This is a genomic window from Sphingobacteriales bacterium (assembly GCA_016700115.1).
GTDB lineage: Bacteria > Bacteroidota > Bacteroidia > Chitinophagales > UBA2359 > UBA2359.
In genome coordinates, this window is the sequence record CP064999.1 from 265,474 (window position 1) to 291,660 (window position 26,187).

At 44.5% G+C, this 26,187-nt stretch carries 15 protein-coding genes; 8 read left to right on the forward strand and 7 right to left on the reverse strand.

Annotated features, from left to right (window positions below; all coding sequences use genetic code 11):
* Positions 1–6 precede the first annotated feature (6 nt).
* Genes IPM47_01045 through IPM47_01055 form a run of 3 tightly spaced genes read right to left on the reverse strand, consistent with a single transcriptional unit; the run spans position 7 to position 3,231 of the window.
* A complete protein-coding gene (locus tag IPM47_01045; GenBank protein ID QQS29567.1) occupies positions 7–1,782 on the reverse strand; it encodes a V-type ATP synthase subunit A in 1,776 nt (591 codons plus the stop codon).
* Positions 1,779–2,627 carry a DUF2764 family protein gene (locus tag IPM47_01050; protein ID QQS29568.1) on the reverse strand — a complete coding sequence of 283 codons (849 nt, stop codon included), beginning with the start codon at positions 2,625–2,627 and terminating at the stop codon, positions 1,779–1,781. The genes IPM47_01045 and IPM47_01050 overlap by 4 nt, the downstream gene beginning before the upstream one ends.
* Positions 2,617–3,231 (reverse strand): hypothetical protein, encoded by a 615-nt coding sequence (locus IPM47_01055; GenBank protein ID QQS29569.1) that lies wholly within the window; start codon positions 3,229–3,231, stop codon positions 2,617–2,619. The genes IPM47_01050 and IPM47_01055 overlap by 11 nt, the downstream gene beginning before the upstream one ends.
* Positions 3,232–3,858: 627 nt before the next feature.
* Between IPM47_01055 and IPM47_01060 the strand changes: the two genes are divergently transcribed.
* Positions 3,859–5,823 (forward strand): T9SS type A sorting domain-containing protein, encoded by a 1,965-nt coding sequence (locus IPM47_01060; GenBank protein QQS29570.1) that lies wholly within the window; start codon positions 3,859–3,861, stop codon positions 5,821–5,823.
* A 506-nt stretch (positions 5,824–6,329) separates the two neighbouring features.
* Here IPM47_01060 and IPM47_01065 read toward each other — a convergent pair.
* The 3 genes from IPM47_01065 to IPM47_01075 all read right to left on the reverse strand — a co-directional run bounded on the left by IPM47_01065 (position 6,330) and on the right by IPM47_01075 (position 12,971).
* The gene (locus tag IPM47_01065) at positions 6,330–9,272 is read right to left on the reverse strand and encodes a CHAT domain-containing protein (GenBank protein ID QQS29571.1); all 2,943 of its coding nucleotides are present in this window, start codon (positions 9,270–9,272) and stop codon (positions 6,330–6,332) included.
* 216 nt (positions 9,273–9,488) lie between these two features.
* Positions 9,489–10,304 carry a prohibitin family protein gene (locus tag IPM47_01070; GenBank protein QQS29572.1) on the reverse strand — a complete coding sequence of 272 codons (816 nt, stop codon included), beginning with the start codon at positions 10,302–10,304 and terminating at the stop codon, positions 9,489–9,491.
* A gap of 84 nt (positions 10,305–10,388) precedes the next feature.
* A complete protein-coding gene (locus tag IPM47_01075; protein QQS29573.1) occupies positions 10,389–12,971 on the reverse strand; it encodes a histidine kinase in 2,583 nt (860 codons plus the stop codon).
* Positions 12,972–13,148: 177 nt separating this feature from the next.
* Between IPM47_01075 and IPM47_01080 the strand changes: the two genes are divergently transcribed.
* The 7 genes from IPM47_01080 (at position 13,149) to IPM47_01110 (ending at position 19,073) form a co-directional block, all read left to right on the forward strand.
* On the forward strand, positions 13,149–13,757 hold the full coding sequence (locus IPM47_01080) for a sigma-70 family RNA polymerase sigma factor (GenBank protein ID QQS29574.1): 609 nt from the start codon (positions 13,149–13,151) through the stop codon (positions 13,755–13,757).
* Positions 13,758–13,926: 169 nt separating this feature from the next.
* Positions 13,927–14,172 carry a hypothetical protein gene (locus IPM47_01085; protein ID QQS29575.1) on the forward strand — a complete coding sequence of 82 codons (246 nt, stop codon included), beginning with the start codon at positions 13,927–13,929 and terminating at the stop codon, positions 14,170–14,172.
* A 177-nt stretch (positions 14,173–14,349) separates the two neighbouring features.
* A complete protein-coding gene (gene meaB / locus IPM47_01090) occupies positions 14,350–15,267 on the forward strand; it encodes a methylmalonyl Co-A mutase-associated GTPase MeaB (protein ID QQS29576.1) in 918 nt (305 codons plus the stop codon).
* 199 nt (positions 15,268–15,466) lie between these two features.
* Positions 15,467–16,291: an outer membrane protein assembly factor BamD gene (bamD, locus tag IPM47_01095; protein ID QQS29577.1), complete on the forward strand. Its 825-nt coding sequence runs from the start codon at positions 15,467–15,469 to the stop codon at positions 16,289–16,291.
* Complete coding sequence (locus IPM47_01100; protein QQS29578.1) at positions 16,281–16,640, forward strand: DNA-directed RNA polymerase subunit omega; 360 nt, start codon at positions 16,281–16,283, stop codon at positions 16,638–16,640. Before bamD ends, IPM47_01100 begins: the two co-directional genes overlap by 11 nt.
* A gap of 95 nt (positions 16,641–16,735) precedes the next feature.
* Complete coding sequence (gene coaBC / locus IPM47_01105; GenBank protein QQS29579.1) at positions 16,736–17,959, forward strand: bifunctional phosphopantothenoylcysteine decarboxylase/phosphopantothenate--cysteine ligase CoaBC; 1,224 nt, start codon at positions 16,736–16,738, stop codon at positions 17,957–17,959.
* Between the two features lie 115 nt (positions 17,960–18,074).
* Positions 18,075–19,073: a DUF4835 family protein gene (locus IPM47_01110; protein QQS29580.1), complete on the forward strand. Its 999-nt coding sequence runs from the start codon at positions 18,075–18,077 to the stop codon at positions 19,071–19,073.
* Between the two features lie 740 nt (positions 19,074–19,813).
* Here IPM47_01110 and IPM47_01115 read toward each other — a convergent pair.
* Entirely contained in the window at positions 19,814–25,990 is a 6,177-nt protein-coding gene (locus IPM47_01115) for a hypothetical protein (GenBank protein QQS29581.1), read from the reverse strand.
* Positions 25,991–26,187: the final 197 nt, after the last annotated feature.

Below are 26,187 nucleotides of genomic sequence, written 5' to 3' on the forward strand. Positions count from 1 at the left end.
GGCGGGTTATTGGTTGTTTTGAAGGGCAAGGCGCAGGTTCATTAGTTGGTTTACCTCATTGACGTAGTTGGTAAAAGCATCGGAGTTAAACTGGGAATAATTCATTTGGCGAAGCGCGTTCAGTATTTTCTTGAAAAAGCTCCGGGTTTCTTCAAAATTGTCGAAAACTAAGTTTTGTTTACAAATTTCAAGGCATAAGCGGGCCATATACTGTTGCCGCGTAAGTGGTGTTAGCTGGTCAACTTCATCAAAAGCATCTTGTTGCAACAGCACAAAATCAATGAGTTCGGCGCGCCAAAAATGGAGATGGTAGTCGGTAGAAACGCCGTCGTCGCCCAAAATGTTAATCTGGTCGGCGGCTTCTTTACCTTTCATAAGGTAGTTTTTGAGTTCCTGCACCTGCTCCGGCCAGTTATTGCCTGCAATTTGTGAAATCCATTCAATATATTCGGGGTAATCTGTGTATTTCGAGTAGCTGTCAATAGGATCAATGGCAGGATAGCGTTTGCTGTCGGCACGTCTTTGCGAGAGGGCATAAAAACAGCGGGTAGCTTTTTTAGTTGCTTCGGTAACGGGTTCTTTAAAATTTCCGCCTGCCGGCGAAACGGTTCCTATAAAGGTAATGGAACCGGTGTTCCCGTTGTTGAGTGTTACCATGCCGGCGCGGGCGTAAAAATTTGAAATGACCGCGGGTAAATCTACCGGGTAAGCATCGGGTCCCGGCAAGTCTTCGAGGCGGTTCGACATTTCGCGCAGCGCCTGTGCCCAACGAGACGTGGAGTCGGCTAACAGCAACACGCGCAAACCCATATTGCGGTAATACTCACAAATGGTCATGGCAGTATAAACCGATGCTTCCCTTGCCGAAACAGGCATACTGGAGGTATTGCCAATAATGATGGTTCGTTCTATGAGCTTGTTTCCGGTTCTGGGGTCAACCAGTTCGGGAAATTCGGCAAAGATATCTACCAGTTCATTGGCTCGTTCGCCGCAGGCGGCCACTACCACCACATCGGCATTGGCTTGTTTTGCAATTGATTGTTGCAAAACGGTTTTACCACACCCAAACGGGCCGGGAACAAACCCCGTTCCACCCTCCAGCATAGGGTGCAGGGTGTCTAAAATGCGAATACCGGTTTCGAGCAGTCTGGCAGGGCGCAGTTTTTGCCGGTAGGCTTTTAGCGGCAGTTTAACCGGCCATTTTTGCACCATACTTACCGGATATTCTTTGCCGTTTTGGTGGGTAAGAACGGCAATGGTTTCGTGAATGGTATATTGACCTGCAGGCGCAATCCATTGCAGGGTGTAATGTTCCTGCAAGTTAAATGGCACCATAATTACGTGTTGCAGCCCGTGTTCGGGTACTGTGCCCAACCAGTCGCCGGCACTCAGGGTGGCTGCGGGTTGTGCTATGGGTTCAAATGACCAAAGTTGGGCATCATCGAGCGGAAAAGTTTGTTTACCCCGTTGCAAGAACAAACCTTCCAGTTTGTCGAGGTCGTTTTGTAAGCCGTCTAAGTTTTTTGAGAGCAGTCCCGGTCCAAGATACGCTTCCAGCAGGTTGCCCGAAAACTGCACTTCTGCGCCGCATTGTAAACCGCGCGTGCTGTCAAAAACCTGTGCAAACACGTTATTTCCGGTAATTTTAATAACTTCGGCCACTAATTTTTCTCCTTCATTACCGGTAGAAATATAGCAGATTTCATTTTGAATTACTGCTCCGTTAGGCTCAATGAGAACCAGATTTGCAATGATGCCTTTTATTTTGCCGGTGGTGGTCATAGCTTGGCCTGTGTTTGGTGAATTGGTTGGATAAGTTGGGCTACAAGATCTGACAGGATATTTTTCAGCAGCAAGCCGGATGACGGCAGGTTTTGTAATTGATTTAACCGGTACCAGCGATGCGATATCTGCTGTTGTAAGGCGTAACCTATTATTTTTTCTATCCCGAAAAAGTAAAAAAACTGTTCGGTTTCAATAAACTGCCATTTCAGGGTGTCGAGCATTTTTTCGCGCTCCATAGGGTTTTCGGTGTTCCAGATTTCGGCTGTTTGGGTTACAGGAATAAGCGCTTCCTGTTCAGACATTGCCTGATATTTGCCCACTAAGTACGCCACTTCATCCTGGGCAACCAATTGGTCGCGCATATTGGGCAATCCGTGGGCTTTATATTGCATGAGCGAAAAATTATTGAGTTCCAGCACATACCGGCTCCATTTCTGCAAAAAAACATTGCCGCAGTTAAGTAAAAACCGGTAAAAACCATGGGTAAGTTCTATTTCAGAATCGGCATAGGTTTCGGCTTTGCCGTGGTGTTGCCACCAATGGGTAAAAAAGTCGTTCAGGTACGGGTAGGGCAGCCATTTTCCGGCAATAATGGTTTCTAATTGTTGGGGGGAAAAATTGGCGTTTTGATTAAACGGCAACTTACGGCTGTACAGTTTATTCAGCAGGTTGGCATGGTCGGCAGGCATATATGCCAGTTGCAGAAGCCAAAGGTCGGTTGGGTGTATAAAGTCGGCATATCGGGTTGCCAGATTTTGCTCGTCGGTAGGCGTGTTACCATCTAATGATATGTTGGGTAAACTGCTTACTATTCCATGGTAAGTTCGGGCCTCACTGTTCATCGTTGCGGAAAATTTTTACTATTTCTGGGTGCATGAAATTGCCGATATAGGTTTTAAAGTCCTCATCGGTAAATGAAATGATGTAGTTCTCCCCGGTTTTTCCGATTTTAAATCCTGAAACAATGTTTTTATCAGGCACAACTACCGGTTCCTGTGCTAAAACGGCAATTAATTGGCGGGATAAAATACCTGAAATCCGGGCTTCCTGCTCCGGTGCTACCCGAATGTTGATTTGCTCCTTACTGCCCGAAAAAAGTTGTTTCACTACTACTGTAAGCAATGCAGCCATAGTTTCGGTACTATTGAGGGCTTGTTCCACGGGGTGGTTAACCGCTTTTTGTGTAATGAGTTGGGCAATGTCTTGTTTTAATTTTTCTAAAGCATTGTTAATTACCAACTGCAACTCGGCATGTGTGCGGTTTTTCAGCAGTTCGGCTTCCGTTTTTGCCTGCGCAATGAGGTTTTGTTTAACCTCGTGCCCTTGTTGTATGATTGCTTCGGCTTGTTTGTTGGCTTTTTGCACGATAGCCGCCGCTTCAATTTCGGCTTTTTCAATACCTTCCTCGTAAAGTTTGCGCGCTATCTGTTCAATTTTTTGCTCCATAGTGTTCTTTCTTGCTATCTTTAGTTTAAAACTAACTGCACTTTAAAAAGCTTTACCTTATGCGGAGTGCCTGCAATTTTGGTGATGTTTACTATTGGTTGTCTAATTTGAAACACGGTAAAGATAGACAGTATTTGCTAAGTGCCCAAATAGTCAAAAAACAAAATGGTTGTTTGTCAGGTTTTGAAGCAAAAGGAATTACCAAAACCTAACACCTGTTTTACCTTCTTCTTTCAGGCGACCGACTAAGCTCTTATCCGGCATAAGAACGCAATATGGATGGGCGGCAGTGAAGGTAATTGATTTTTGAAAGGGGAACCATCCCTTAAACAGGTTCATCTGATTCCTGAGTATTGATTGGGAAAATGCGGTGCGGGTTTATCCGAAACTCCGTTACAGCACTTAGCGTTGCCGGCAATGCGATAAAAATATTTACCAATGTAAAAGTGATTGATTTATGCTTTTACATACCTTTGTGTGTAAGGCAGATAGTATTTCGAATGTTGCTATTTGTTTAAGCAATTGCAAGGCATTCTATTTTTAAAACTTTCGCCAACATAAACAAATTTCAGTTGCACTTCAGGCATTTCGGTCAATAATATCTGCAATTTCTTTAAAAACAGAAACATGAAAAAAAGCATTTTTTTATGCGCATTTTTGGTTCTCTTAGCTATGGTTGGTGTAAAAGCACAAACATGGACACAAGTAGGCAACGACATTGACGGGGAAGCTGTAGATGATGAATCAGGCAGCTCAGTCAGTATAAACGCTACCGGCAACATCCTTGCTGTTGGCGCACGATATAACGCTACCAACGGAAATGATGCCGGTCAGGTGAAGGTGTACGAAAACATTGACGGCAACTGGACACAAATAGGCAACGATATAAACGGTGAAGCAGCAGAAGATGAATCGGGTTTTTCAGTAAGTTTAAGTGCCGGTGGCAACATCCTTGCCATTGGCGCGCCAATGAACGACGGAAACGGAACAGATGCCGGACAGGTGCGGGTATTTGAGAATATTGGCGGCAACTGGACACAAATCGGCAGCGATATAGACGGCGAATTTGCCGGCGATAAATCCGGCAGCGCTATCAGTTTAAGTGCTAACGGAACCACGCTTGCCATTGGGTCTATTGTCAACGCTGCATGGGCCGGACAGGTGCGGGTGTTTGAAAACATTTCGGGCACCTGGACACAAACCGGCGAAGATATAATTGGCGAAAACGAATCCGACCAATCGGGCTGTTCGGTCAGTTTAAGCGCTAACGGCAACATCGTAGCTATTGGTGCATTTGGAAATAGCGATAACGGAACTCCTGCTGCCGGACAGGTGCGGGTTTATGAAAAAATTTCGGGCACCTGGACACAAATTGGCCAAGATATAAACGGGATAAGTCCGGAGAGTTTCTCGGGATATTCCGTTAGCTTAAATGCCAACGGCAATATTCTTGCCATCGGATCACCTAATGACAATTATAGCGGACAATCTGCCGGGCTGGTACGGGTGTTTCAGAACATTACGGGTACCTGGACACAGATAGGCGATAATATAGAAGGCGACTGGTTTGACGAATTGGGGTATTCGGTGTGTTTAAATGCCAATGGCAACAAAATTGCTATTGGGGCACGTACTGCCGATGCCGGATTTACAAAAGTATATGAAAACGTTTCGGGCAATTGGTTCCAAACAGGCAACACGATTGCAGGCGAAGATCTCAACGAATTTCCGGAGATTAGTGTGAGTTTAAATTCTAATGGCAATATTGTTGCTATCGGCGCACCCTACAATTCCGGAAACGGTGAGGCGGCCGGACATGTGCGGGTGTTTCAGCAGTGCAATGCCACCGCCCCGCCCGTACCCAATGTAGCCACCCTGCCCAATGTTACGGCAGAGTGTTTGGTAACAACTCTAACACCACCTACCGCCACCGATGGTTGCGGAAATACGGTTACAGGTACGCCCAACATAACCTTGCCTATTCTTGCACAAGGCACCACCACCGTTACCTGGATTTACAACAGCGGAACCACTTCATCAACCCAAACCCAAAATGTGGTAATTGACGATGTTACTAACCCCACAATTACCTGTGTTGGGAACCAAACTGTTAATGCTGACGAATCGCACTTTTATACCGTAAACGGCATCGAATTTGACCCCTTGGTAACTTCGGATAACTGCGGAATTGCAAGCGTAGTGAACTTATACACTGTCTCTTTTTCACTTGCCGGCGCACAAATTCCCGAGGGAACTACTACTATCAGCTGGCTGATTACCGATAACGCCGGCAATAACCAACCCTGTAGTTTTGAGGTTACGGTAAATGCGTTTGTTGGCCTTGAAACTCTGCAACAAAAAGGCATCTCAGTTTACCCAAACCCTGCTAATAAAGTTTTACACGTCGGATTTTCGGAAACCAATTCCCGCAAATTGTCCATCAGCGACATGACCGGACGTGTGGTTAGCCAAAAAACAACATCAAATCAAACTGAAACCATAGATTTGTCAGAATTCCTGAGTGGAGTTTATGTTGTCAGCATCCAAACAGACCAGGAAATGGTTACAACCAAAATAGTGATTGAACAATAAAGGTTTAAAACTGCCATAGGGTTGGGCAATCAATTCTGCTCCTTTTTTTCTCCAACCTATGCCGCTACTCTCGTTGCCGGCTACCATCATTGCGAAGGACAGTCGGGTCAATCAAAAAAAAGCATAGGCGCAATGTCCTGTTGCAGGGGTACATTAACTCAATGCAGGGGCACTTTAAACCAATGCAGAGGCGCAATAAGTTTTTGCACAGGTGCAATAAGTTATTGCAGGGGTGATTTAAATCCTTGCAGCGGTGCATCAAATCACTGCAGGGGTGCAATAACCTGTTGCAGGGGTACATTAACTCAAAACAGGGGTGCAATAAGTCATTGCAGGGGCGATTTAAGTCTTTGCAGGGATGCAGTGCTCTTTTGCAGAGGCGCATTGAGTCAATGCGCACCTGCATCGAGGCTTTGCGGAGAATGTTTTTGGCATTAAGCGCTTCACAAACCACCATTAACTCGATGTAAATACTGCCGTTAGGGGAATTGCCTTTAAAAAAGGCGCTAACCGCCAATATTCAATTTTTTAAACCCGTTTTTCCTCCAAATCCGGAAAAAGGCAGCAAACAGCCCGATCAATGCAAAAATTGACAATGCCCAAAAGGCAAAGCTGTACCCCGTAGGGATGGGTTGAGCGTTGCCGAGCAGGACAAAAGTAGCCCAGTAAAACGGATTGGCGGTGATGCGGTCGGCATCAGTCAAAAACCTGAGTTTAGCTTGTTGCAAAGCGATGTCTTTAAGTTGGTTTTGAAGGAGATTTTGGTAAAAAAAGGTCATAATTTTTTGAGTGCCGTTGTCGGCAGCTTTCCAAAGACTCATCACAATAGCCGGGCAGCCTGCATAAATAAACCCCCTCGACAGGCTCATAATTCCTTCACCGCGTTGAGCCTTCCCTTCTCCGGTACTACATGCGCTCAATACGGCGAGGTCTGCATTCAGGTTCATGGTATAAAGTTCGTAGGTATGAAGCCGGGCATAATCGTTTGGCGTGGCGGGAGTTTGGGTAAACAGCAAGTAAGAATACATCGGGTTTTCATCGTTTACCGTACCGTGCATGGCGAGGTGTAAAATCTGATACTGTTCCGCCTGATTTTTAAAATTCGTTTTTGAGGCTTCGTTGCCGCTCAGCACCCGACCTCCGGTGAGTTCTGAAATTTGCCGGACTTCGGCTGCGGCCCCTTTCAATTCAGCTACTTTGTTTTGAGCGGTTGTCAGGCTATCGGGTTGCGAATAACTGGGGGCAAAAGCGGCAAAAAGCTCCGAAGCCCTTTTGGAGCGGGTTGCTTGTTGTTCTAAAAGCAAGGTTGCCGAGGCACCGTAGCTGATGGCATAACGTTGTATTAAATAGTGCGGAGTCAGGTTTCTGAAATCGGGTTGAGAAACCTCCGGCAAGCCTGTTAACAAGGCTTCAAAAGGCAGATAGCCCAGAATTCCATCGGTAACGATGACTAACCTTGATATTTCTTCAGGCAACCTGGATAAGGGTTCACGGAGCAAGGTTTGGTACTGGTAATAGGCATTCTGGCAAAAACTGCGATACGCCTCGTCAGGTTGTCTTTGTGCTAAACCCGGGTCTGACAGCAAGGAGCGAAGGGTATCTATGCTGCTGTCAAAACCTTTATCTTTGTCAAGCACCGCAATAAAAGACTGTTGTTTGCTGATGACGATGGCATAAATGGCCGAATCGGCGGTAAAATATTCGATAAATCCTGTTTTATCGTCCAACAGATGTTCTATAATATCTTTGGAACCGGGCGTATTTGTTTCGTATTTTAAACGGGCAAACCCCGGGTAATCCTGTTCAATACGACTATTGAGCTGACGGTTTTGTTTTCGCAATTCAAACAACTGTTTGTTAATTTTATTCAGTGTATCGGGGCTGGCTTTTTGTTGTTGAAGGTCAAACAGTTGCTGTTCGGTTTGTGCCAGTGTTTCACGCAATTGAAGGTCGCGCTCCAACAGGTCGGGAGGTATGTCGGCAAACAACCGGGCTTCGTTGTCCTTTACACTTTCCAGCAATACGGCGGCTTTGAATTGCTCCGAAAACAAAAGGGCAGTATCAATCCAACATTTGTTTGACGAGATGCGATATTGTTCAACTACGACTTTCAAAGCCTGTTCAAAATTATGATAGGTCAAATCGGCAAGTTTCAGTTTAGAAAGTTCTGAGGAATAATTTCTCCGCATATAATTGATATGTCTGGAAGCCAATCCGAAACAGTTGAGGGCATGCTGAAGCAATACCGTATCGGGTGTTAAGCGGTACTGCTGTTGCCAAAGCTCCCCTTTCGACTGAAGCACATCAAACAGCCAGGGGTCAGGAATAAATTGTTGTTCTGATGGATTCACCAAAACAGAAGTATCGTTAAACGATGGAAGCAATGCTATCAGGGACTGTTGTTGATAATGGAGGGATGTAAGAAACTGATGTTTTTCGGCATAAACTTCTGCCATTGAGGTATAAATTCGGATAAGGTCCCTGTGTTTGTTTCCGTAAAGTTTTTGGGCAATAGACAATGCCGTTTCATACTTGCCGATGGCTTCTTCTGTTTGACCCTGCTCCTGTGCAATTTGGGCAATCGAAAGATAGACCGCAGAAACATACTCATGTTCGGGACCATATTGAACGATAAACCGGTTTAAGGCCTGATTCAGATTTTTTAAAGCCTGTTCAAACAACCCTAAACCCTGATAGGAATCAGCGATATTGGTTTGAACAACTGCCTGAAACACATCGTCCGGACTGATGAGTTTCAAGGCTAAATTGTATTGGTCTAATGCTTTTGGAAAGTCTTTCCAGTTTTGGTAAACAACCCCCAAATCGTTGTAAATCCTTGCTGCCACCGCATGATCGCTCAGTTGAAGTCTTATGCGCAGGGCTTCGCCAAGGTGGTCTGTTGCCTGTTGGTAGTCCATCCTCCTCCCGTAAATATTGCCAATATTTTTTTGCAGTGTGGCGACTGTGCCATCTTCAATCCTGTACTTTTCAAAAACCGAAACCGCCTTCGAATACGCAATCAGTGCACTGTCATATTTACCGGCAAGGTCATAAGCCGTTCCTAATCTGGTAAAAACTTTTGCGGTAATGGTGTCAGTTTCCCCGATTTGGGTCAACGCTGTATGTGAGGCTTTGCGCATATAGTCTATTGAAGCCTGATATTTGCGAGCCGTTTTGTACAGATCCCGAACTTTGTTGATACAGTCAAACCATTCAGCCCATGCCCCCTGTTTCTGAAAACCCAGTGCCGCCTTTTCATAATAAAATATAGCCGAGTCGGGCTGTAGTTTGCCCATCTCATTTGCCTTTCCCATCAGGCTATCGGGCGAAATCTCGTCTGCCCGGTTCGGGCCGGGCTGATCCTCTTGTTTAACAACAAACGCAAAGACCACAACTAAAGCAGCCGACAGTAAACAAAATGCGAAAAACCGGTACAGTAACCTGTGCATTTTTTGTTCAAATGTAGCGAAAATACCGCTTACCTGCAAGGAATGAAGTTGTTCTAATCAAAACCCTGCAAAGTCCGGTCTATTAGAATATAGCATAAACGCTATTCCGGGTAATTGCCTTTTAATTTATTTTAATAACTTAAAATTGAATTGAAAGCAACCAAAAACCTAAAGGTTCGATTGACTAAAGACATGGTTTTAACCTCGTTCAAAAAATTAATTACCCAGAATAATTGGCAGACCGTCTTTACCGGAACCTATGATGACCACTTTAGAGTTTTGGGACTCCGACAACATTTGTGTGGCCTCGATGCCTTTCCATTTAAGATATTGTTCGCTCAGTCCCTGGTTTACGATTTCCTGAAATGCCTTAATACCTTCAGCTTCAATTCTTTTGCGCTCTGCTTCTTTGCGCTCTTTGGCAATTCTGAATTCATACTGCTCTTTCTCTTGTTGTTGTACCAGTTTGGTTTGGATGGCTTGTTCAATAGTAGGCGGCAGCTTTATAGATCGCAGGTTGACCGCTTTTAGCTCTATATATTTTGCTTTCAGGGTAACTTCAACCATGTTTTGGATACCAATTCTCACCGAGTCGCGTTTTGAGGCATATATTTCTTCGGGAGTATATTTACCGATGACTTCGCGCGAAGCAGACCGAACCACATCGCGAACAATTTTGTCGGCATAATCTGGTCCGATTTCTTCATGCAGGTAACCGACTTTTTCGGCAATCGGGTTAAACCTCACCGAAACATCTATTGCTATCGGCAAACCGTCTGTCGAAAGTACATCTAAGTTTTCCTCGCGGATTTGTTCACGCATGTCATAAATAAACATCGTGTTCCAGGGGGCAAGCACATGAAACCCTTGCCCGTAAATCTTTTCTTTTACCAGACCTCCTCCGAATTTTTTAAACAAAACCCCTTTTTCTCCGGTGTTGATGGTTAAAAAAATATTGCTGGTAACGGTAATGAGCAATACAATGCCCACAGCAATCAGGCTTACCATTCGAATGATTTTAGATTGATTCATAGTGTCAGATATTTAGCTTTTTGATTGATGAAATTTTGTTTATCAGATAAAGCGTAAAATAAGGGTAAAAAGTTTCTTTTCGGTTTATGCCCCGCTATAAACCGGTATAGCGATGGTTACTTTTGTGCCTGCCGGTTCTTGATCAGTGTCATATAGGTCGGTAATAATGACCTGAATCGGTTTTTTAAGCAGCCTGTTTAAAATAGCCAAACGTGCTTGCGGATTGGACGAGCCTATGCCCATTCCTTCCCTGTCCCGGGTTTGTTCTTTGGCCTTTGTCCTGCCGATCCCGTTATCGGTAACCACGCATTGCAATACATCGGGCTGAATTTGTTCAAAATGAATGTTCAGCAAACGGCTGCCTTCTTTTTTGCTCAAAAGTCCGTGGTGAAGGGCGTTTTCGATATACGGCTGTATTAGCATGGGTGGAATGTCAATTTCAGCAGGTAAAATTTCGGGAGAAACGCTGAGTGTGCAGGTAAACTTATCTTTAAACCGCAAGGATTCGATTTCAAGGTATAACCGGAGATACTCAATTTCATCTTCCAGGCTAATATAAGATTGTTGGGAGTAGTTCAGCACCTTGCGAATCAAAGTCGAAAAAACCGACAAATACCTGTTGGCAGAAACTTTGTCGTTTTCGGTAACAAAGTACTGTATGGCATTCAGTGAATTAAAAATAAAATGCGGGTTCATTTGCGAGCGCAATGCCATCTGCTCCGATTCAATCATTCTTCGCTCCCATTCGTTGCGGTTTTTGTAATAACTCAGAACAGCATAACCAATACTAAGTGCTAAACCGAGGAACAACAGGGTTACTGCCAGTTTGAAATACCAGGTTTCCCAGATTGGCGGGGTGATATAAATTGAAATTATTGCAGGCTGTTTGCTTATCCTCCCCCATTTGTCAAGTGCTGCTACCTTAAACAGGTATTTTCCGGGCGGCAAAGCGGGATATTGAACCGAAGTACCTGCGGTTTTGAGCCACTCGGTATCTGCGCCTTCCATTTGGTAAAGATATTGCAAATTGCCACCTGAACGATAAGAGAGACCGGTAAAGGCAATGCTGAGATTGTTTTGACGATAAGTCAGCCGGTAGGCCGGATTTGGTGGGACTACATTGTTCCAAACAGACATACTCGTGATATAAACCGGAGGTGAAATACTGTCTTGTGGAATATCCCGGACAGGCAGCACGGTTAACCCCTGAACTGTTGCCACCCAAACCGAGTCACCGTTTACCCAAACATCGTTTACAAAATCGGAAGCCAGTCCATCCAATCGGGAATAAGTCTTTACTTCAACAGTTGCCGGGTCCATCTCTTTCATCAAAATCCGGTTCAACCCTTTATTGGTAGCCGCCCATGCCCTCATATTGCTATCCAAAAATATGGCATTACAGGTATTGCTGTTCAACCCGTTGGCAGTAGTCAGGTGTATGACGGTATTTTGCTGCTTAATCAGGATTCCGATATCGGCCGTGGCTATCCATAATCTCCCCATAGAATCGGTCTGAAGGTCGTTGATAGGTTTGGCAAGTATTGGGGCTTTGCCGCCCGAATAAAAGTTTTTGCCGTTTTCATGACGATACAATCCCGCAGAAGTTCCAATCCAAAGTAGCTTGTCAGAAACGGCACTCAAAGCGTTCACCTGTTCCTGAATTGGAATAACGGTTGTTTCTGCTCCGGTTTTAAGGTTGATTTTTGTCGGAAACCGGTACTTCCCCACCCAAATCTGATGATTTTCCGCCGGTGCAAACGCAGTAGTCGGAGTCAGATTGAGCAAAAACCATCCTGCCGACGGGTCAATAAAATACAGCCCTCCATCGGTAGCTACCCATATTTGTTTGTCCGAATCTACACTGATATCATTCACCCGATTAAACACATTATCATTCGAGATATTTTCAAAAACCTGCCAACTGCCACCATCTACCGGACGGTAGGCCACGCTTCCCCTTCCGGTGCCCACCCATACCTGCCCGTAAGGCGATCCGGTTACGGTGTAAAGATCGTTTGCAGGTAACCCGTCAGCAGTGGTAAACGTTAGCACATCGGGTTGAGTGAGCAAAAACACACCATCATCTAAAGTGGTAAACCAGTAATTGCCCTCCCGGTCTTTAAATATGGAGGTAATTGTTTTGCCTGACAACAAAGGCTGTACCCGAAGTTGTGGCGTTTGATATTGCGTGCACCGGTAAACCCCTCCCCCCCATGTTCCTATCCAAACTGTGTTTAGATCGGTTTCTTTCAAAGTACAACTCACCGGCTGTTTGAAATACCGCTTCTGTTCAGGAAGGAGTTCACCAAAAGGCGAACCGGAAGCATTGTATCGGGAGTTTTGAAAAAAAAACGCCGCATCAGGTTGCCCGTAAAGCAACCAAAGTTCTTCCTTTGCGCTTGCCTCTAAATCGGCAACATAAATAGCAGGAATATCTTCAGGTCTTGTGTAGGTAGTAAATCCGCTTCCATCAAAACGGCAAACCCCCATTGCCGTCGAAAACCAGACAAATCCTTTATTGTCCTGTACTACATGATACACCTGAATTGCAGGCAGACCTTTGTCTATATTGTAATGGATATACAAAGGTTGTTGGGCAACTATGTCTGCTACTCCGGCAACCACAAACACAACTATCCACCATAAAATGCAGCATCCTACTTTCATTGGCTAAAATTACGATTAAATTAACAGGGTGTTAACCTAAACATAAAATATCCCTATATTGTGCAAAATTTATCAGTATCCTCTTTGTAACTTATATTTTAAATAACCGGCAATGCTTGTTTTTTAAAGTACCGCAACAATATTATACCCATTTATTATTATTATTTGCCCATCTACATGGAAGAACCACCCAAATTTGACAAACTAAGCGATGAAGAACGCGACAACATTATAATCAGGGATTTTGTACCCTTTTCTGACGCACTCTTAAATTTCGCCTTTCGTTTAACCTATGATGAAGCTAAAGCCGAAGACTTAGTGCAGGATACTTTCGAAAAAGCCTGTAAGGCCATCTCAACTTTTCAGGTTGGAACTAATGCAAAAGCATGGCTGTTTACCATACTGAGAAATATATTTATCAACGACTATCGCAAAAGTAAAAAAAAGCAAATAACCGGCACGTTTGAAGATGTCGAAAAACAACACCATCATGTTGATGGAAAGTCGGCCAATACAATTGATTTTGGTGATGAAACTTTTAAGGAAATGTTAGGGGATGAAGTATTGGAAGCCGTCGAATCCCTGCAGGATGATTTCCGGACTATCATCTTCTTAGATTTGGAAGATTTTAAGTATGCCGAAATGGCAAAAATTCTGCAAATTCCACAAGGTACCGTTCGTTCTCGTTTACACAGGGCCAGAAATGCCTTAAAAGAAAAACTTTTGGAGTATAGCCTCAAAATGGGTTATAACACAAAAGAAAAAAAGAAAAACAAAAAAAAATAAAGGCGCGAGGATGCCGTTATATAGGCGATCTGAAAAAGTGCAGAAAATAAAAAAAAACAGAAAAAATTTTTCGTTTCTTCAACTTTCAATATATTTGTTTGTCTAAACTGGGCGTTCTAATTTTATAAAATTCAACCCAAATAAGTTAATGAGCAAAAAATCAAATGCTATGAAAAGTAAAATAAATCCCGCTGACAGAGATAAAGGTGAAACTGCTGTCAACGATGGCAGTCTGAGCAACACCCTCCATTCAAAACAACTTCCCAACGAGGTAAAACAAAACAATAGAGGTTGGCAAAATACAACACAGCCCAGAACATTAAAAGCCTTTTTAAGCGATAAATTGCCACAAAAAACAGTTTCAGACAGACTTGCGCTCTCTATCAAAGAAAAAATAAAAGCATATCATAAGTAATTAGGCCTCCCTTCTCCCAAAGGAGATAGTTGACTAAAGTTTTTCCCCCTGTTTTTTTAAAAAGTAATAAGCCTCAAAACGGGCTTATGTCAATCATTAATACAACAGGTCGCTATTTATCAATCTTACCTTTTCCCTGATAATTAGCGGTATTTATAGCCAACAGAACCAAATAGAATGTTTATAGAGGAGCTATACCGGTCAGTTGCCGGGGGCAATTACCGCTCCTTAGCCCGCGCTATTTCTATTGTTGAAAACGAGTCGGAAGGACATCAACAGTACCTGAAATTGCTCCAATTCGACAAATCTCCACCTGTTATTGGAGTAACCGGACCTCCCGGAGCCGGTAAAAGTTCTTTGGTAAATTCCATGATTGATGTGCTCCTTAACCAAAAATCAAAAATAGCGATTCTTGCGGTTGACCCTACTTCCCCTTTTAACTACGGTGCTTTGCTTGGCGACAGAATTCGCCTGAGTAAGCATTTCAACAATCCGGACATTTATATCCGCTCTTTGGCTACACGAGGCTCATTGGGAGGGCTTTCCGGTAAAATTATCGAAGTGGTTGATGTTGTAAAAACCGCGCCATTCGATTATATTTTTGTTGAAACAGTTGGAGTTGGTCAGTCTGAAGTCGAAATTGCCGGACTTGCCGATACAACTATTGTAGTCATGGTGCCTGAAGCCGGAGACGATATTCAAACCATGAAATCGGGCATAATGGAAATTGCCGATATTTTCGTAGTCAATAAAGCAGATCGGGAAAATGCCGATATGTTTGTCTATAACCTGAGCAAAATGCTGCACGAAAAACCTGCAGATGATTGGACAGTTCCCGTAATCAAAACCATTGCAAAAACAAATATTGAACCATTAGGTATAGAAGAACTCATCCTTCAGATTCAACTTCATGGGCAATACAGCCGAAATCACCCCAAAAAGGCATACCTGCTGGCCCAAAAAGCACTCCACCTGATCCAGAATCAAAGAATGAAAGACATTGACCAGCGTCAACTTATTCGCCAAATTGAAGATGAACTCAAAAAAAACAGCCCTTTTAACTTGTACCGGTTTGTAGAAAAATTTCAGTTGTAATCATTAGATGGACAATGTCATCCTTATTGCTAAGATCCTAAAAAAAACGAATCCATTCCATAGGGAAACCCAATTTACCTGCACACTCCTCCTGTTCTGATAAATTTTTAATCAATGCGCACAATACCCAACCTTATATTGTTGTTTTTATCCCTTACAATTGTGTAGGATTCGCAATAAAGTAGTACCTTTGCAGGCTATGAAGTCATTAAATTTTTGGGGCATTTGTGGGTTAATGCTGCTTTTGTCCGTTTTATTTATGAGCGGCTGTGACACTTACCAGAAAATCTTGAAAAGTAGTGATTATCCCCTCAAATATGAAAAAGTTAAAGAGTACTACAATGCCGGAGAATATGACAAGGCATTGCCTTTATTTGAAGAACTAATGGGGATTTACAGGGGCGTTAAAGAAGCTGAAAAACTATATTACTTCTATGCCTATTGTCACTACGGTCTTGAAGATTATTTTTCGGCTTCACACTATTTTAAAACGTTTATTTCTGCCTATCCACGAAGCATTTATACCGAAGATGCTCAATTTATGGTAGGATACAGTTTCTACAAAATGTCGCCTCAGACTTCATTGGAACAAGGAAATACTCAAAAAGCAATTGAAGCACTTCAACTCTTTGCAAACACCTACCCTAACAGTTCCAAAGTTGAAAAATGCAACAACCTGATTGATGAATTGCGTGAAAAATTAGAAGACAAAGCCTATAATACCGCCGAGTTATACTTCAGAATAAAATCTTACAAAGCAGCTGCAACCGCATACAGGAACATACTTTCAGATTTTCCGGATACAAAACGCAAAGAAGAAATCATGTTTAAAGTGGTCAAATCGTATTATCTGTTAGCACTCAACAGTATTGAAGAAAAAAAGCGCGAGCGTTTCCAGTTTGCCATAGATGCTTATTCTGAATTTGCCGACCAATATCCTGACAGTAAATACCACCGCGAAGCGGAACGAATATTTTCACAATCTACCGATCACCTGACAAAAATATTATCGAATGCCCAGTAATAAAAAGAAAAAACAGTACAACATCAGCCCTCATATCGAGGCCAGAAACATGTCTGAAATTGCCACAAAAACAGGCAATGTCTATCAGTCCATCAATGTCATTGCCAAAAGGTCAAACCAGATTGCTGTAAAACTGAAAGACGAATTACATACAAAAATTGACGAATTTGCATCAAGCACCGACTCCTTGGAAGAAGTGCATGAAAACAAAGAACAAATCGAAATTTCCCGCTTTTATGAAAAAATGCCACATCCTACCCTATTGGCATTTGAAGAATTTGTTGAGGACAAAATCTATTACCGCAAACAAGAGGAAGAGCAAACTGATGCCGTTGTAGTTAAAGAATAGTCAAATTTCCGAAACCTTAAAAGGCAATATTCCTTTCATTGACAGGAGTATTGCCTTTTTCATCTGTTCACATCTCACCTTTGTAACTTTTCACAATGGTTTTAAAAGGCAGGAAAATATTGTTGGGCGTTTGTGGCAGCATTGCTGCCTATAAAGCGGCCATATTAGTCCGGCTTTTGGTCAAACATGGTGCAGAAGTGAGAGTTGTCATGACTCGTAGTGCCGCCGGCTTTGTCGGTCCTCTGACTTTTTCCACCTTGTCAAAAAACCCGGCACTGATTGAATTTTCGGAAAAAGACGAACAGGTTTGGAACAACCACGTTGAACTCGGCTTATGGGCTGATGTTATGCTCATAGCTCCTGCTTCTGCAAACACGATTGCCAAATTGGCCAACGGACTTTGCGACAACCTGCTTTGTGCCACGTATCTCTCTGCGCGATGCCCGGTGTTAATTGCCCCCGCAATGGATATTGATATGTGGCAGCACCTCGCAACCCAGCGAAACATCCAAATGCTTTCCCAAGCCGGAAATCAAATAATACCTGTTGGCAGCGGTGAACTGGCCAGCGGATTATGGGGTGATGGTCGTCTGGCAGAGCCAGAAGAAATCCTCAACTTTTTGATACTGCATTTTTCCAAAACTCACCAAACAAATTCCTGTTTGCAAAACAAAAACCTGCTCATTACCGCCGGCCCTACTTACGAACCAATTGATCCGGTACGTTTTGTGGGCAACCGGTCTTCCGGTATCATGGGAATTGCCTTAACTAAGGAAGCCTTACTGAGAGGTGCTTCTGTTTGCTTGGTCATGGGACCCACTTCTCAACCAATGCCACAACATCCAAATCTAAATATCATACACGTAGAAACAGCGGAAGAGATGTTTCAGGCTTGTGTGGTTAAATTTGAACAAACAGATATCGCCATTCTGGCTGCTGCCGTCAGTGACTACACCCCAACTTATCCGCAAACTTCAAAAATAAAGAAGCATACTGATGAGTTTAATGTAGTAATGCATAAAACCAAAGACATCCTTGCACATTTAGGCAACATTAAACGCAAAAATCAGATTTTAGCAGGTTTTGCACTCGAAACTGATAACGAAATTGAAAACGCTTTTAAAAAAGTAAAGACCAAGAATCTCGATTTCGTGGTGCTCAATTCTCTTAAAGACGAAGGCGCGGGTTTTAAACATGCAACCAATAAAATTACCATTATAGATAAATCCGGTAATCAAACTCCTTTTCCCTTAAAAAACAAAAACGAAGTTGCAAAAGACATACTCGATAAAGTATGCCAATTACAAAAAAGTATTTGATTCAGTGAATTTCATATAACTATCTTCAAAAAAACCTAACTTTGAGGAAGTTAATCCGGTACGAGAAGCCCAATTCAGTTAAATTCTTCCCCTTCACAAAATTGACCTGCCAAAAATGAAAAATTATTTAGCCCTGATATTTACAATTTTGTTTGCCTGTTCAACAAGCCTTCAGGCGCAGGAACTCAATGCACAGGTAAATGTTCAGACACCGCAATTGCGCATGACCGACCCAAAAGTGTTTGAAACATTGGGCAATGACATCAAAGAGTTCTACAATGGTCGCAAATGGTCTGATGATATCTATGCTGTTAATGAGCGAATCAACTGTAGTTTTTTAATCACCATTTCTGAGGAAATTTCCAACACGCGCTTTAAAGGGAGTATCACGATCCAATCTTCCCGTCCGGTTTTTAACTCCAATTATGAAAGTATCATCATTAACCATCAGGACAAACAGATTGAGTTTGATTATGCCGAGTTTCAACCACTTGAATTTAATGAGAATGCCTATCTCTCTGAACTCACCTCGTTGTTGGCATACTATGCCTATATCATTATCGGCTATGATGGTGAAACTTTTGCACCGGGAGGCGGAACTCCAATGTTTTTAAAAGCACAGAATGTGGTTAACACCGCCCAAGCTTCCAAATCAAAAGGCTGGCAATCCTTTGATGGTACCCGAAACCGGTATTGGTTGGTACAAAACCTGACCGACACAAAACACAAACCTCTGCGCGATGCGTACTACCGCTACCACAGGCAAGGAATGGACAATATGTTTTCCAACCCAACAGAAGCTCGAGCCAACATTATCAGCGCTCTTGAAATGGTTGGCGAAACCCACAATAACAATACAAATTCAATGGCTGTTGATCTGTTCGTTACCGCAAAAGGAAACGAAATCACCAATATTTTTGCAGACGGCAGCGTACTTCCGCCAGATAAGGTTAAAGTATTGAATGTTTTATCGCGTATTGATGGCGCAAATATGCCTCAGTATAACCGAATTAATGCTTCAACTTCCGCCCGGGAAATTGAAATGCCAAACAGCACAATGGACCCCAGACCCAAAGGCAATACGCAATTTCAAATGATGGAAGGTAAAGAATAATATTTCCATTCCTTATTTATTGAAAACGAACAAAACTGATGTATATACATAGTTTGGTTCGTTTTTTTTTGATACCTGCTTCTGCTATCAAAGAGAATACTATTTAGCCCGACTTTAGGAATAGTGAGTTATAAATCATTGCCCCCACTGTATGAGTTTCCAAAAAAATTGAAGTTAAGGACCCCTTACGAGTTACATGTTCTCGAAGAAGCAGTTCATTGATATCTAAGTGGCTTCGGATGTTGATTGAAATAAAAAAACAGGAACAAGGTGTTTCAAAACATGAGCACCCACTGTATTACAAGCGAAGGAACACAAAAAGCTATCGGGCTGTTTTGATGAACCACACCATCAGCTTGCAAGGCTATTCGGAGTTGAAAAATTGGATAAAAAAGGAGTTTGACAAAGAGATAAAATACAATATCTTGTTGAAGTATTACATTCTTCATTTTCAATCTAAGGTAAAACTACCCGCAAAAACCATATCAAGAAAGATGAACCTGCATTTTGGAGATAAAAGCAGGTTTGGATAATTGACGAAAACCGGTAACACGCTTACCTCAAAAGACATGAAGTCTGTTTTCCTGTTGCAAATGCCCTTTTGCAGTTTCCCTGCCATTCACTTTGGTTTTACTCCCAACTCTTTGCACTGAAAGGTATTCAGTACAAAGAGCATCAGAAGCAAAAGAGGTGTTCAGCCTGTAAAAAACAACCCTTTAGTGTAAAAGGCATTGCCGTTTTTACCGGAAGACCACTAAACGGATGGTTTTGCTGGTACCGCTTTCGGCTTCCAGCAAGGCGTAATAGGTGGCTTGCGGCAGTTCGCTCATGTTGAATTTAAGGACATACTCCGTATTTTCTTCTGTTTGTCCGTCAAACAATATGCCGACTTCTTTGCCATCTACTGTGTAAATAGCAAGCCTGATATGTTCTGCAACATAACTTGTAAAGGTTATTGTTGCTTCGTTGCTGATGGGGTTCGGGTAAGCGGTTAACTCACCGAATGTGGCATCGCCGGTTTTAAATCCACGAATAGCATTGGACACGTAGAAGGTCTGGGTGATGCTGTTTCCTCCGCAGTCGGTGATGGTAACTGTATAAAAGCCCTGACTCAATCCGCTATAGGTATGCGTACCTGCAGAGGAGGACATTGAGCCGGTTGCAGGCGACCAGGCATAGGTATAATAAGCACCTCCGGTACAGGGCACGCCTCCGGAAACATTAAGCAAGATAGATCCGTTTCCGGCCAGGGTCATGCTGCTGTTTTTGGTGATGACATACGAAGTGATTACCAAGGGTGCGCCACAACTATTCACCACCACAACCGTACTTGCAGTTGCTGTACATCCTCCTGCACCGGTTACTGTTACGGTATAAGTGCCGGCCATCAATGCAGTTGCTCCGGACCTAACCGGGTTTTGAGCACTGGATGAATATCCACCCGGGCCGTTCCACAAGTAGCTTGTTCCTCCACTTGAAGTCAGGTTAATGGTAGAACCTAAACAGACCGGACTGTTGCTACCTGCTGTTGCTGCAGGTGTGGGATTTACTGTAACTGTACGGCTTGCTGTTTTTTGGCAGCCTGCGGCATTGGTAACTGTAACCACATAAGTACCTGAATTGACAGGAGAAGCATTGGTAATGGATATGACTGAACCGGTACCGGTAAAACTGTTCGGACCGCTCCATGCATAGCTAACCCCGCCACTTGCTGTCAGAGACAGGATGGTTCCGGCGCAAATGCTGGTTGAACCGGTTACAGTTGCTGTTGGCAAAGCAATAGTTGAAACACTGGTACTGGCAGTATGGGTACAGCCTGCAGCATTGGTTACAGTTACAGTATAAGTTCCTGCAACTACCGGTGTCCGTGTCGGGTTTTGAAGGTTGGAGGTAAATGAACTTGGTCCACTCCAGGCATAAGTAACCCCACCATTACCGAATAAGGTCAGTGTAGATCCCACACAAACCGGGCTATTGCTGGATGCACTGGCAGTTGGCGGAGTATTCACCGTTACGGTGTGGGAAGCGGTATTGGTACAACCGCTGCTATTCGTAACGGTAACGGTATAGGTGCCGGATGCTGCAAGTGATGCTCCAATTATAGATACATTTGCACCAAATCCGCTATAGCTGTTTGGTCCACTCCATTGATATCCGGTTCCGCCGGTTGCAGACAGCGTTATAGTTCCTCCAACACAAACATTTACTGAACCTGTTGCATTTGCTACCGGAGGCGGTAGAATGTTCACGTTTACAGTGCTGGTTGCTGTACATCCATTCGCGGCGGTTACAGTAACCGTATATGATCCTGCGTTAGCTGCAGAAGCATTGGGGATGTTTAGACTGATGCCGGTTGAAGAATATCCTCCCGGACCGCTCCATTCATATTGAATTCCGCCTGAAGCGTTCAACACGATTGTAGCTCCGGTACAGACGTTGGTTGATCCTGTTATGGACGCGGTTGGCGATGCCAGAACAGTTACAGATGTGCTGACAACCGCTGCACAGCCTGCCTCATTGGTTACTGTAACGATATAAGTTCCCGACATAACCGTGGTAGCTGCGTTGCGAACCGGATTTTGACCGGTGGAGTTAAAACCACCCGGGCCGCTCCAGTTGTAAGAAACTCCACCTGAGGCATTCAGCATAATAGCGCCGCCTGAACAAACGGGGCTGTTACTGGAGGCGATTGCCGAAATCAGTGGGGTAACCAATACCGTAGCATTACATGTGCCTGTATTACCTGCTGCATCCGACACTGTCAATGTTACTGTGTTATTGCCTACATTAGCGCAAGTGAAGTTTGAAGGGCTAACGCTCATGCCGGTAACGGCACAGTTGTCGGTGCTGCCGTTATTAACCTGACCCGCCGTGATGCCCGCAGTTCCCCCGCTAAGGGTTACCGTTATGTTTTGACATTGTGCAACCGGTGCAATCTGATCCTGTACGGTAACAGTTGCGCTACAGGTGCTTGTGTTTCCATTTCCATCGTTAGCAGTCAGCGTAACGGTATTAGCTCCAAAATTGGCACAGGTAAATGTGTTTGGACTAACTGAAACCGAAGGGGTTCCACAGTTGTCGGCACTTCCGTTGTTCACCTGAGATGCCAATAAAACGGCATTACCGGTTCCGTCTAATTGAACAGCAGCATTTTTACACAAAGCACCGGGGGGCACCAAATCCTGTACTGTAACGGTTGAAGAACAGGTTGCTGTATTACCACTTGCATCGTTGACCATCAAGGTTACCGTATTTGCACCTATATTCGTGCAATTAAATGTAACCTGACTTACACTCATAGTCGTTATAGCACAGTTATCCGTACTGTTATTGTTGACAGCAGAAGGGCTAAGGGTGGCAATGCCCAAATTGCTCAAATTGATGGTTGCAGGCATGCAGATTGCCACAGGGGGGATCAAATCCTGAACCGTTACCCCTGCCGAGCAGGTTGAGGTATTTCCATTTACATCGGTAACAGTGAGTACGACTAAATTGGAGCCCAGATTGGCACATGTAAAGTTGCTGTTGTTGAGCGACATACCTGCAATTCCGCAGGCATCATTGCTGCCGTTGTTTATCTGAACAGGTGCTATGGTTGCTGTTCCTCCGGCGTTTAACTGTACCGTTATACTTTGGCAAACTGCTACCGGGGGAATCAAATCCTGTACAGTTACTGTAGCAGAGCAGGTATTGACATTACCATTGTTGTCAGTAACAGTTAAGACTACCGGGTTAGGGTTGGTACTGATATCTGCACAGGTAAATGCTGTTTGACTCAGGCTCATAGACTGAATGCCGCAAGCATCGGAACTGCCATTGTTAACTGCTGCCGCAGTAGCTATACCGTTGCCCCCGCTGTTCAACTGAACAATTACGTTTTGACACGAAGCATTCGGTAAAACTAAATCCTGAACGGTTACAGTTGCCGAACATAAACCATTGTTACCATTAACATCGGTAACGGTTAAGGTAACTGTGTTGGGGTTTGTACTGATGTCAGCACAAGTAAAGTTGGTTTTGCTCAAACTCATAGATTGAATACCACAAGCATCTGTACTGTTGTCGTTGATCGCTGCGGGAGAAACAGTTACGTTGCCTGTTGCATCCAACTGAACGGTGATGTTTTGGCAATTAGCATCGGGATCTACCTGATCTTGAACGTTTACAAAAGCTGAACAAGTGCTGGTATTGTTCTGATCGTCTGTAACAGTCAATATTACAGTATTTGGGTTGGTGCTGATATGCGCACAAGTAAAGGTTGCTTGGCTTACACTCAAAGTAAGGTTTCCACAAGCGTCCGTGTTTCCGTTATCCACGTCCTCCGGCAAAAGTATTCCACTGCCTGTCGCATCCAACTGAACCGTAGCATTTTTGCATTGGGCAATCAAAACATTACTGTTGTTGATTGTAACCGACTGTTCGCAAATACTGGTATGGTTACAGGCATCGGTTGCTGTCCAGGTAATAGTGGTGGTACCTATGGGATAAGGTGCATTCAACGGTTGAGCGTCATCTCTGACTCCGGTTATAGCAGATACTGTACAATCCTGGGAAGACGTTGCCGGAATGATGGTTACATTTGAGGCAAAACATAATCCTATATCCGATAATTGGACAATGTCCGCAGGACAAATGATGGCGGGGGATTCAGTTACATTAATGGTGTAAGTATAAACCCAATCATGTGAAGTGCCTTCGCAATCGGTATAAGTATAAGTATAAGTACGGGTTCCATCACAAGCCGGAATTGGGCTTACTACCGGCGCTGAAGGGGTCAGCGTATTGCCACAGAAATCAGTTACCACCGGAGGCGTTGGCGGTGTATTGGTTGCATTCGTGCACCCTACATTAGAGCCATCATTGGCAGGCATCGTGAAATCTAAAACTTCAATTAAATAGGTATAAACCCAGTTGTGACTTGTTCCTTCGCAATCGGTATAGGTATAAGTGTAGGTACGCGTGCCTTCACAACCGTCATAGTTGCCGCCTGTTACCGGACCGGTCGGTGTGAGTGGGGTGCCGCAGTTGTCGGTTACCGCAGGTGCAGCAGGTGCAATCGCCATTGTGATACAGGCAACAGTTGTGCCGTCATTGGCCGGCATCGTAAAGTCTTCCCGCTCGACGGTATAAGTATAAACCCAGTTGTGGCTCGTTCCTTCGCAGTCGGTATAGGTATAGGTGTAGGTACGTGTGCCTTCACAAACCGGCTTGGCGCTTACCACCGGAGGTCCGGCCGGAGTCAGCACGTTGTTGCAATAGTCCAGTACGGTCGGAAGTGCCGGTGGAGTGTCGGTATCATCCGGACAGTCCACGGTTGATCCTGAATTGGCGGGAAGGGTAAAGTCTTCTAATTCTACCGTATAGGTATAGGTCCAGTTGTGAACATTCAACTCACAATCTGTATAAGTATAGGTATAAATGATGGTGCCTTCACAGCCGTCATAGGTGCCGCTCATGGAGGGACCTACAGGGGTTAAAGGGGTTCCGCAGTTGTCCGTAACGTTGGGTAACAGGGGTGGAGTTGCCAGCGATTGACAGGCTACTGTCGAGCTACCTCCGGTTGGAACCGTAAAGTCTTCCCGCTCGATGGTGTAGGTATAAACCCAATCGTGAGTATTTAACTCACAGTCGGTATAGGTATAAGTATAAGTGCGTGTGCCTTCGCAGCCGTCATAGGTGCCGCCTGTTACCGGACCGGTCGGTGTGAGTGGTGTGCCGCAGTTGTCGGTTACCGCAGGCGCAGCAGGTGCAGTCGCCAATGTGATACAAGCTACCGTCGAACTACCTCCGCCCGGAACCGTAAAGTCTTCCCGCTCGATGGTATAGGTATAAACCCAGTCGTGAGTATTTAACTCGCAATCGGTATAAGTATAGGTGTAGGTACGCGTGCCTTCACAACTGTCATAGGTGCCGCCTGTAACCGGACCGGTCGGCGTAAGTGGAGTGCCGCAGTTGTCGGTTACCGCAGGCGCAGCCGGTGCAATCGCCATTGCGATACAAGCAACCGTGGAGCCGTCATTGGCAGGCATCGTAAAGTCTTCCCGCTCGATGGTATAGGTATAAACCCAGTCGTGAGTATTTAACTCGCAATCGGTATAAGTATAGGTATAGGTACGTGTGCCTTCGCAGCCGTCATAAGTACCTCCCATTGCAGGACCGGTTGGATTGAGTGGGGTGCCGCAGTTGTCGGTTACCGCAGGCGCAGCAGGTGCAATCGCCATTGTGATACAGGCAACAGTTGTGCCGTCATTGGCCGGCATCGTAAAGTCTTCCCGCTCGACGGTATAAGTATAAACCCAGTTGTGGCTCGTTCCTTCGCAGTCGGTATAGGTATAGGTGTAGGTACGTGTGCCTTCACAAACCGGCTTGGCGCTTACCACCGGAGGTCCGGCCGGAGTCAGCACGTTGTTGCAATAATCCAGTACGGTCGGAAGTGCCGGTGGAGTGTCGGTATCATCCGGACAGTCCACGGTTGATCCTGAATTGGCGGGCAGGGTAAAGTCTTCTAATTCTACCGTATAGGTATAGGTCCAGTTGTGAACATTCAACTCACAATCTGTATAAGTATAGGTATAAATGATGGTGCCTTCACAACCGTCATAGGTGCCGCTCATGGAGGGACCTACAGGGGTTAAAGGGGTTCCGCAGTTATCCGTAACGTTGGGTAACAGAGGTGGAGTTGCCAGCGATTGACAGGCTACTGTCGAGCTACCTCCGGTTGGAACCGTAAAGTCTTCCCGCTCGATGGTGTAGGTATAAACCCAATCGTGAGTATTTAACTCGCAGTCGGTATAGGTATAAGTATAAGTGCGCGTGCCTTCACAGCCGTCATAGGTGCCGCCTGTTACCGGACCGGTCGGCGTAAGTGGAGTGCCGCAGTTGTCGGTTACCGCAGGCGCAGCAGGTGCGGTCGCCAATGCGATACAGGCTACCGTCGAACTACCTCCGCCCGGAACTGTAAAGTCTTCCCGCTCGATGGTATAGGTATAAACCCAATCGTGAGTATTTAACTCACAGTCGGTATAGGTATAAGTATAAGTGCGCGTGCCTTCACAGCCGTCATAAGTGCCGCCTGTTACCGGACCGGTCGGCGTAAGTGGAGTACCGCAGTTGT

What these genes read in the sequence shown, in the direction of transcription:
- IPM47_01045 (QQS29567.1), bottom strand. Translation starts at nt 1,782, where the DNA reads ATGACCACCACCGGCAAAATAAAAGGCATCATTGCAAATCTGGTTCTC.
- IPM47_01050 (QQS29568.1), bottom strand. Translation starts at nt 2,627, where the DNA reads ATGAACAGTGAGGCCCGAACTTACCATGGAATAGTAAGCAGTTTACCC.
- IPM47_01055 (QQS29569.1), bottom strand. Translation starts at nt 3,231, where the DNA reads ATGGAGCAAAAAATTGAACAGATAGCGCGCAAACTTTACGAGGAAGGT.
- IPM47_01060 (QQS29570.1), top strand. Translation starts at nt 3,859, where the DNA reads ATGAAAAAAAGCATTTTTTTATGCGCATTTTTGGTTCTCTTAGCTATG.
- IPM47_01065 (QQS29571.1), bottom strand. Translation starts at nt 9,272, where the DNA reads ATGCACAGGTTACTGTACCGGTTTTTCGCATTTTGTTTACTGTCGGCT.
- IPM47_01070 (QQS29572.1), bottom strand. Translation starts at nt 10,304, where the DNA reads ATGAATCAATCTAAAATCATTCGAATGGTAAGCCTGATTGCTGTGGGC.
- IPM47_01075 (QQS29573.1), bottom strand. Translation starts at nt 12,971, where the DNA reads ATGAAAGTAGGATGCTGCATTTTATGGTGGATAGTTGTGTTTGTGGTT.
- IPM47_01080 (QQS29574.1), top strand. Translation starts at nt 13,149, where the DNA reads ATGGAAGAACCACCCAAATTTGACAAACTAAGCGATGAAGAACGCGAC.
- IPM47_01085 (QQS29575.1), top strand. Translation starts at nt 13,927, where the DNA reads ATGAAAAGTAAAATAAATCCCGCTGACAGAGATAAAGGTGAAACTGCT.
- meaB (QQS29576.1), top strand. Translation starts at nt 14,350, where the DNA reads ATGTTTATAGAGGAGCTATACCGGTCAGTTGCCGGGGGCAATTACCGC.
- bamD (QQS29577.1), top strand. Translation starts at nt 15,467, where the DNA reads ATGAAGTCATTAAATTTTTGGGGCATTTGTGGGTTAATGCTGCTTTTG.
- IPM47_01100 (QQS29578.1), top strand. Translation starts at nt 16,281, where the DNA reads ATGCCCAGTAATAAAAAGAAAAAACAGTACAACATCAGCCCTCATATC.
- coaBC (QQS29579.1), top strand. Translation starts at nt 16,736, where the DNA reads ATGGTTTTAAAAGGCAGGAAAATATTGTTGGGCGTTTGTGGCAGCATT.
- IPM47_01110 (QQS29580.1), top strand. Translation starts at nt 18,075, where the DNA reads ATGAAAAATTATTTAGCCCTGATATTTACAATTTTGTTTGCCTGTTCA.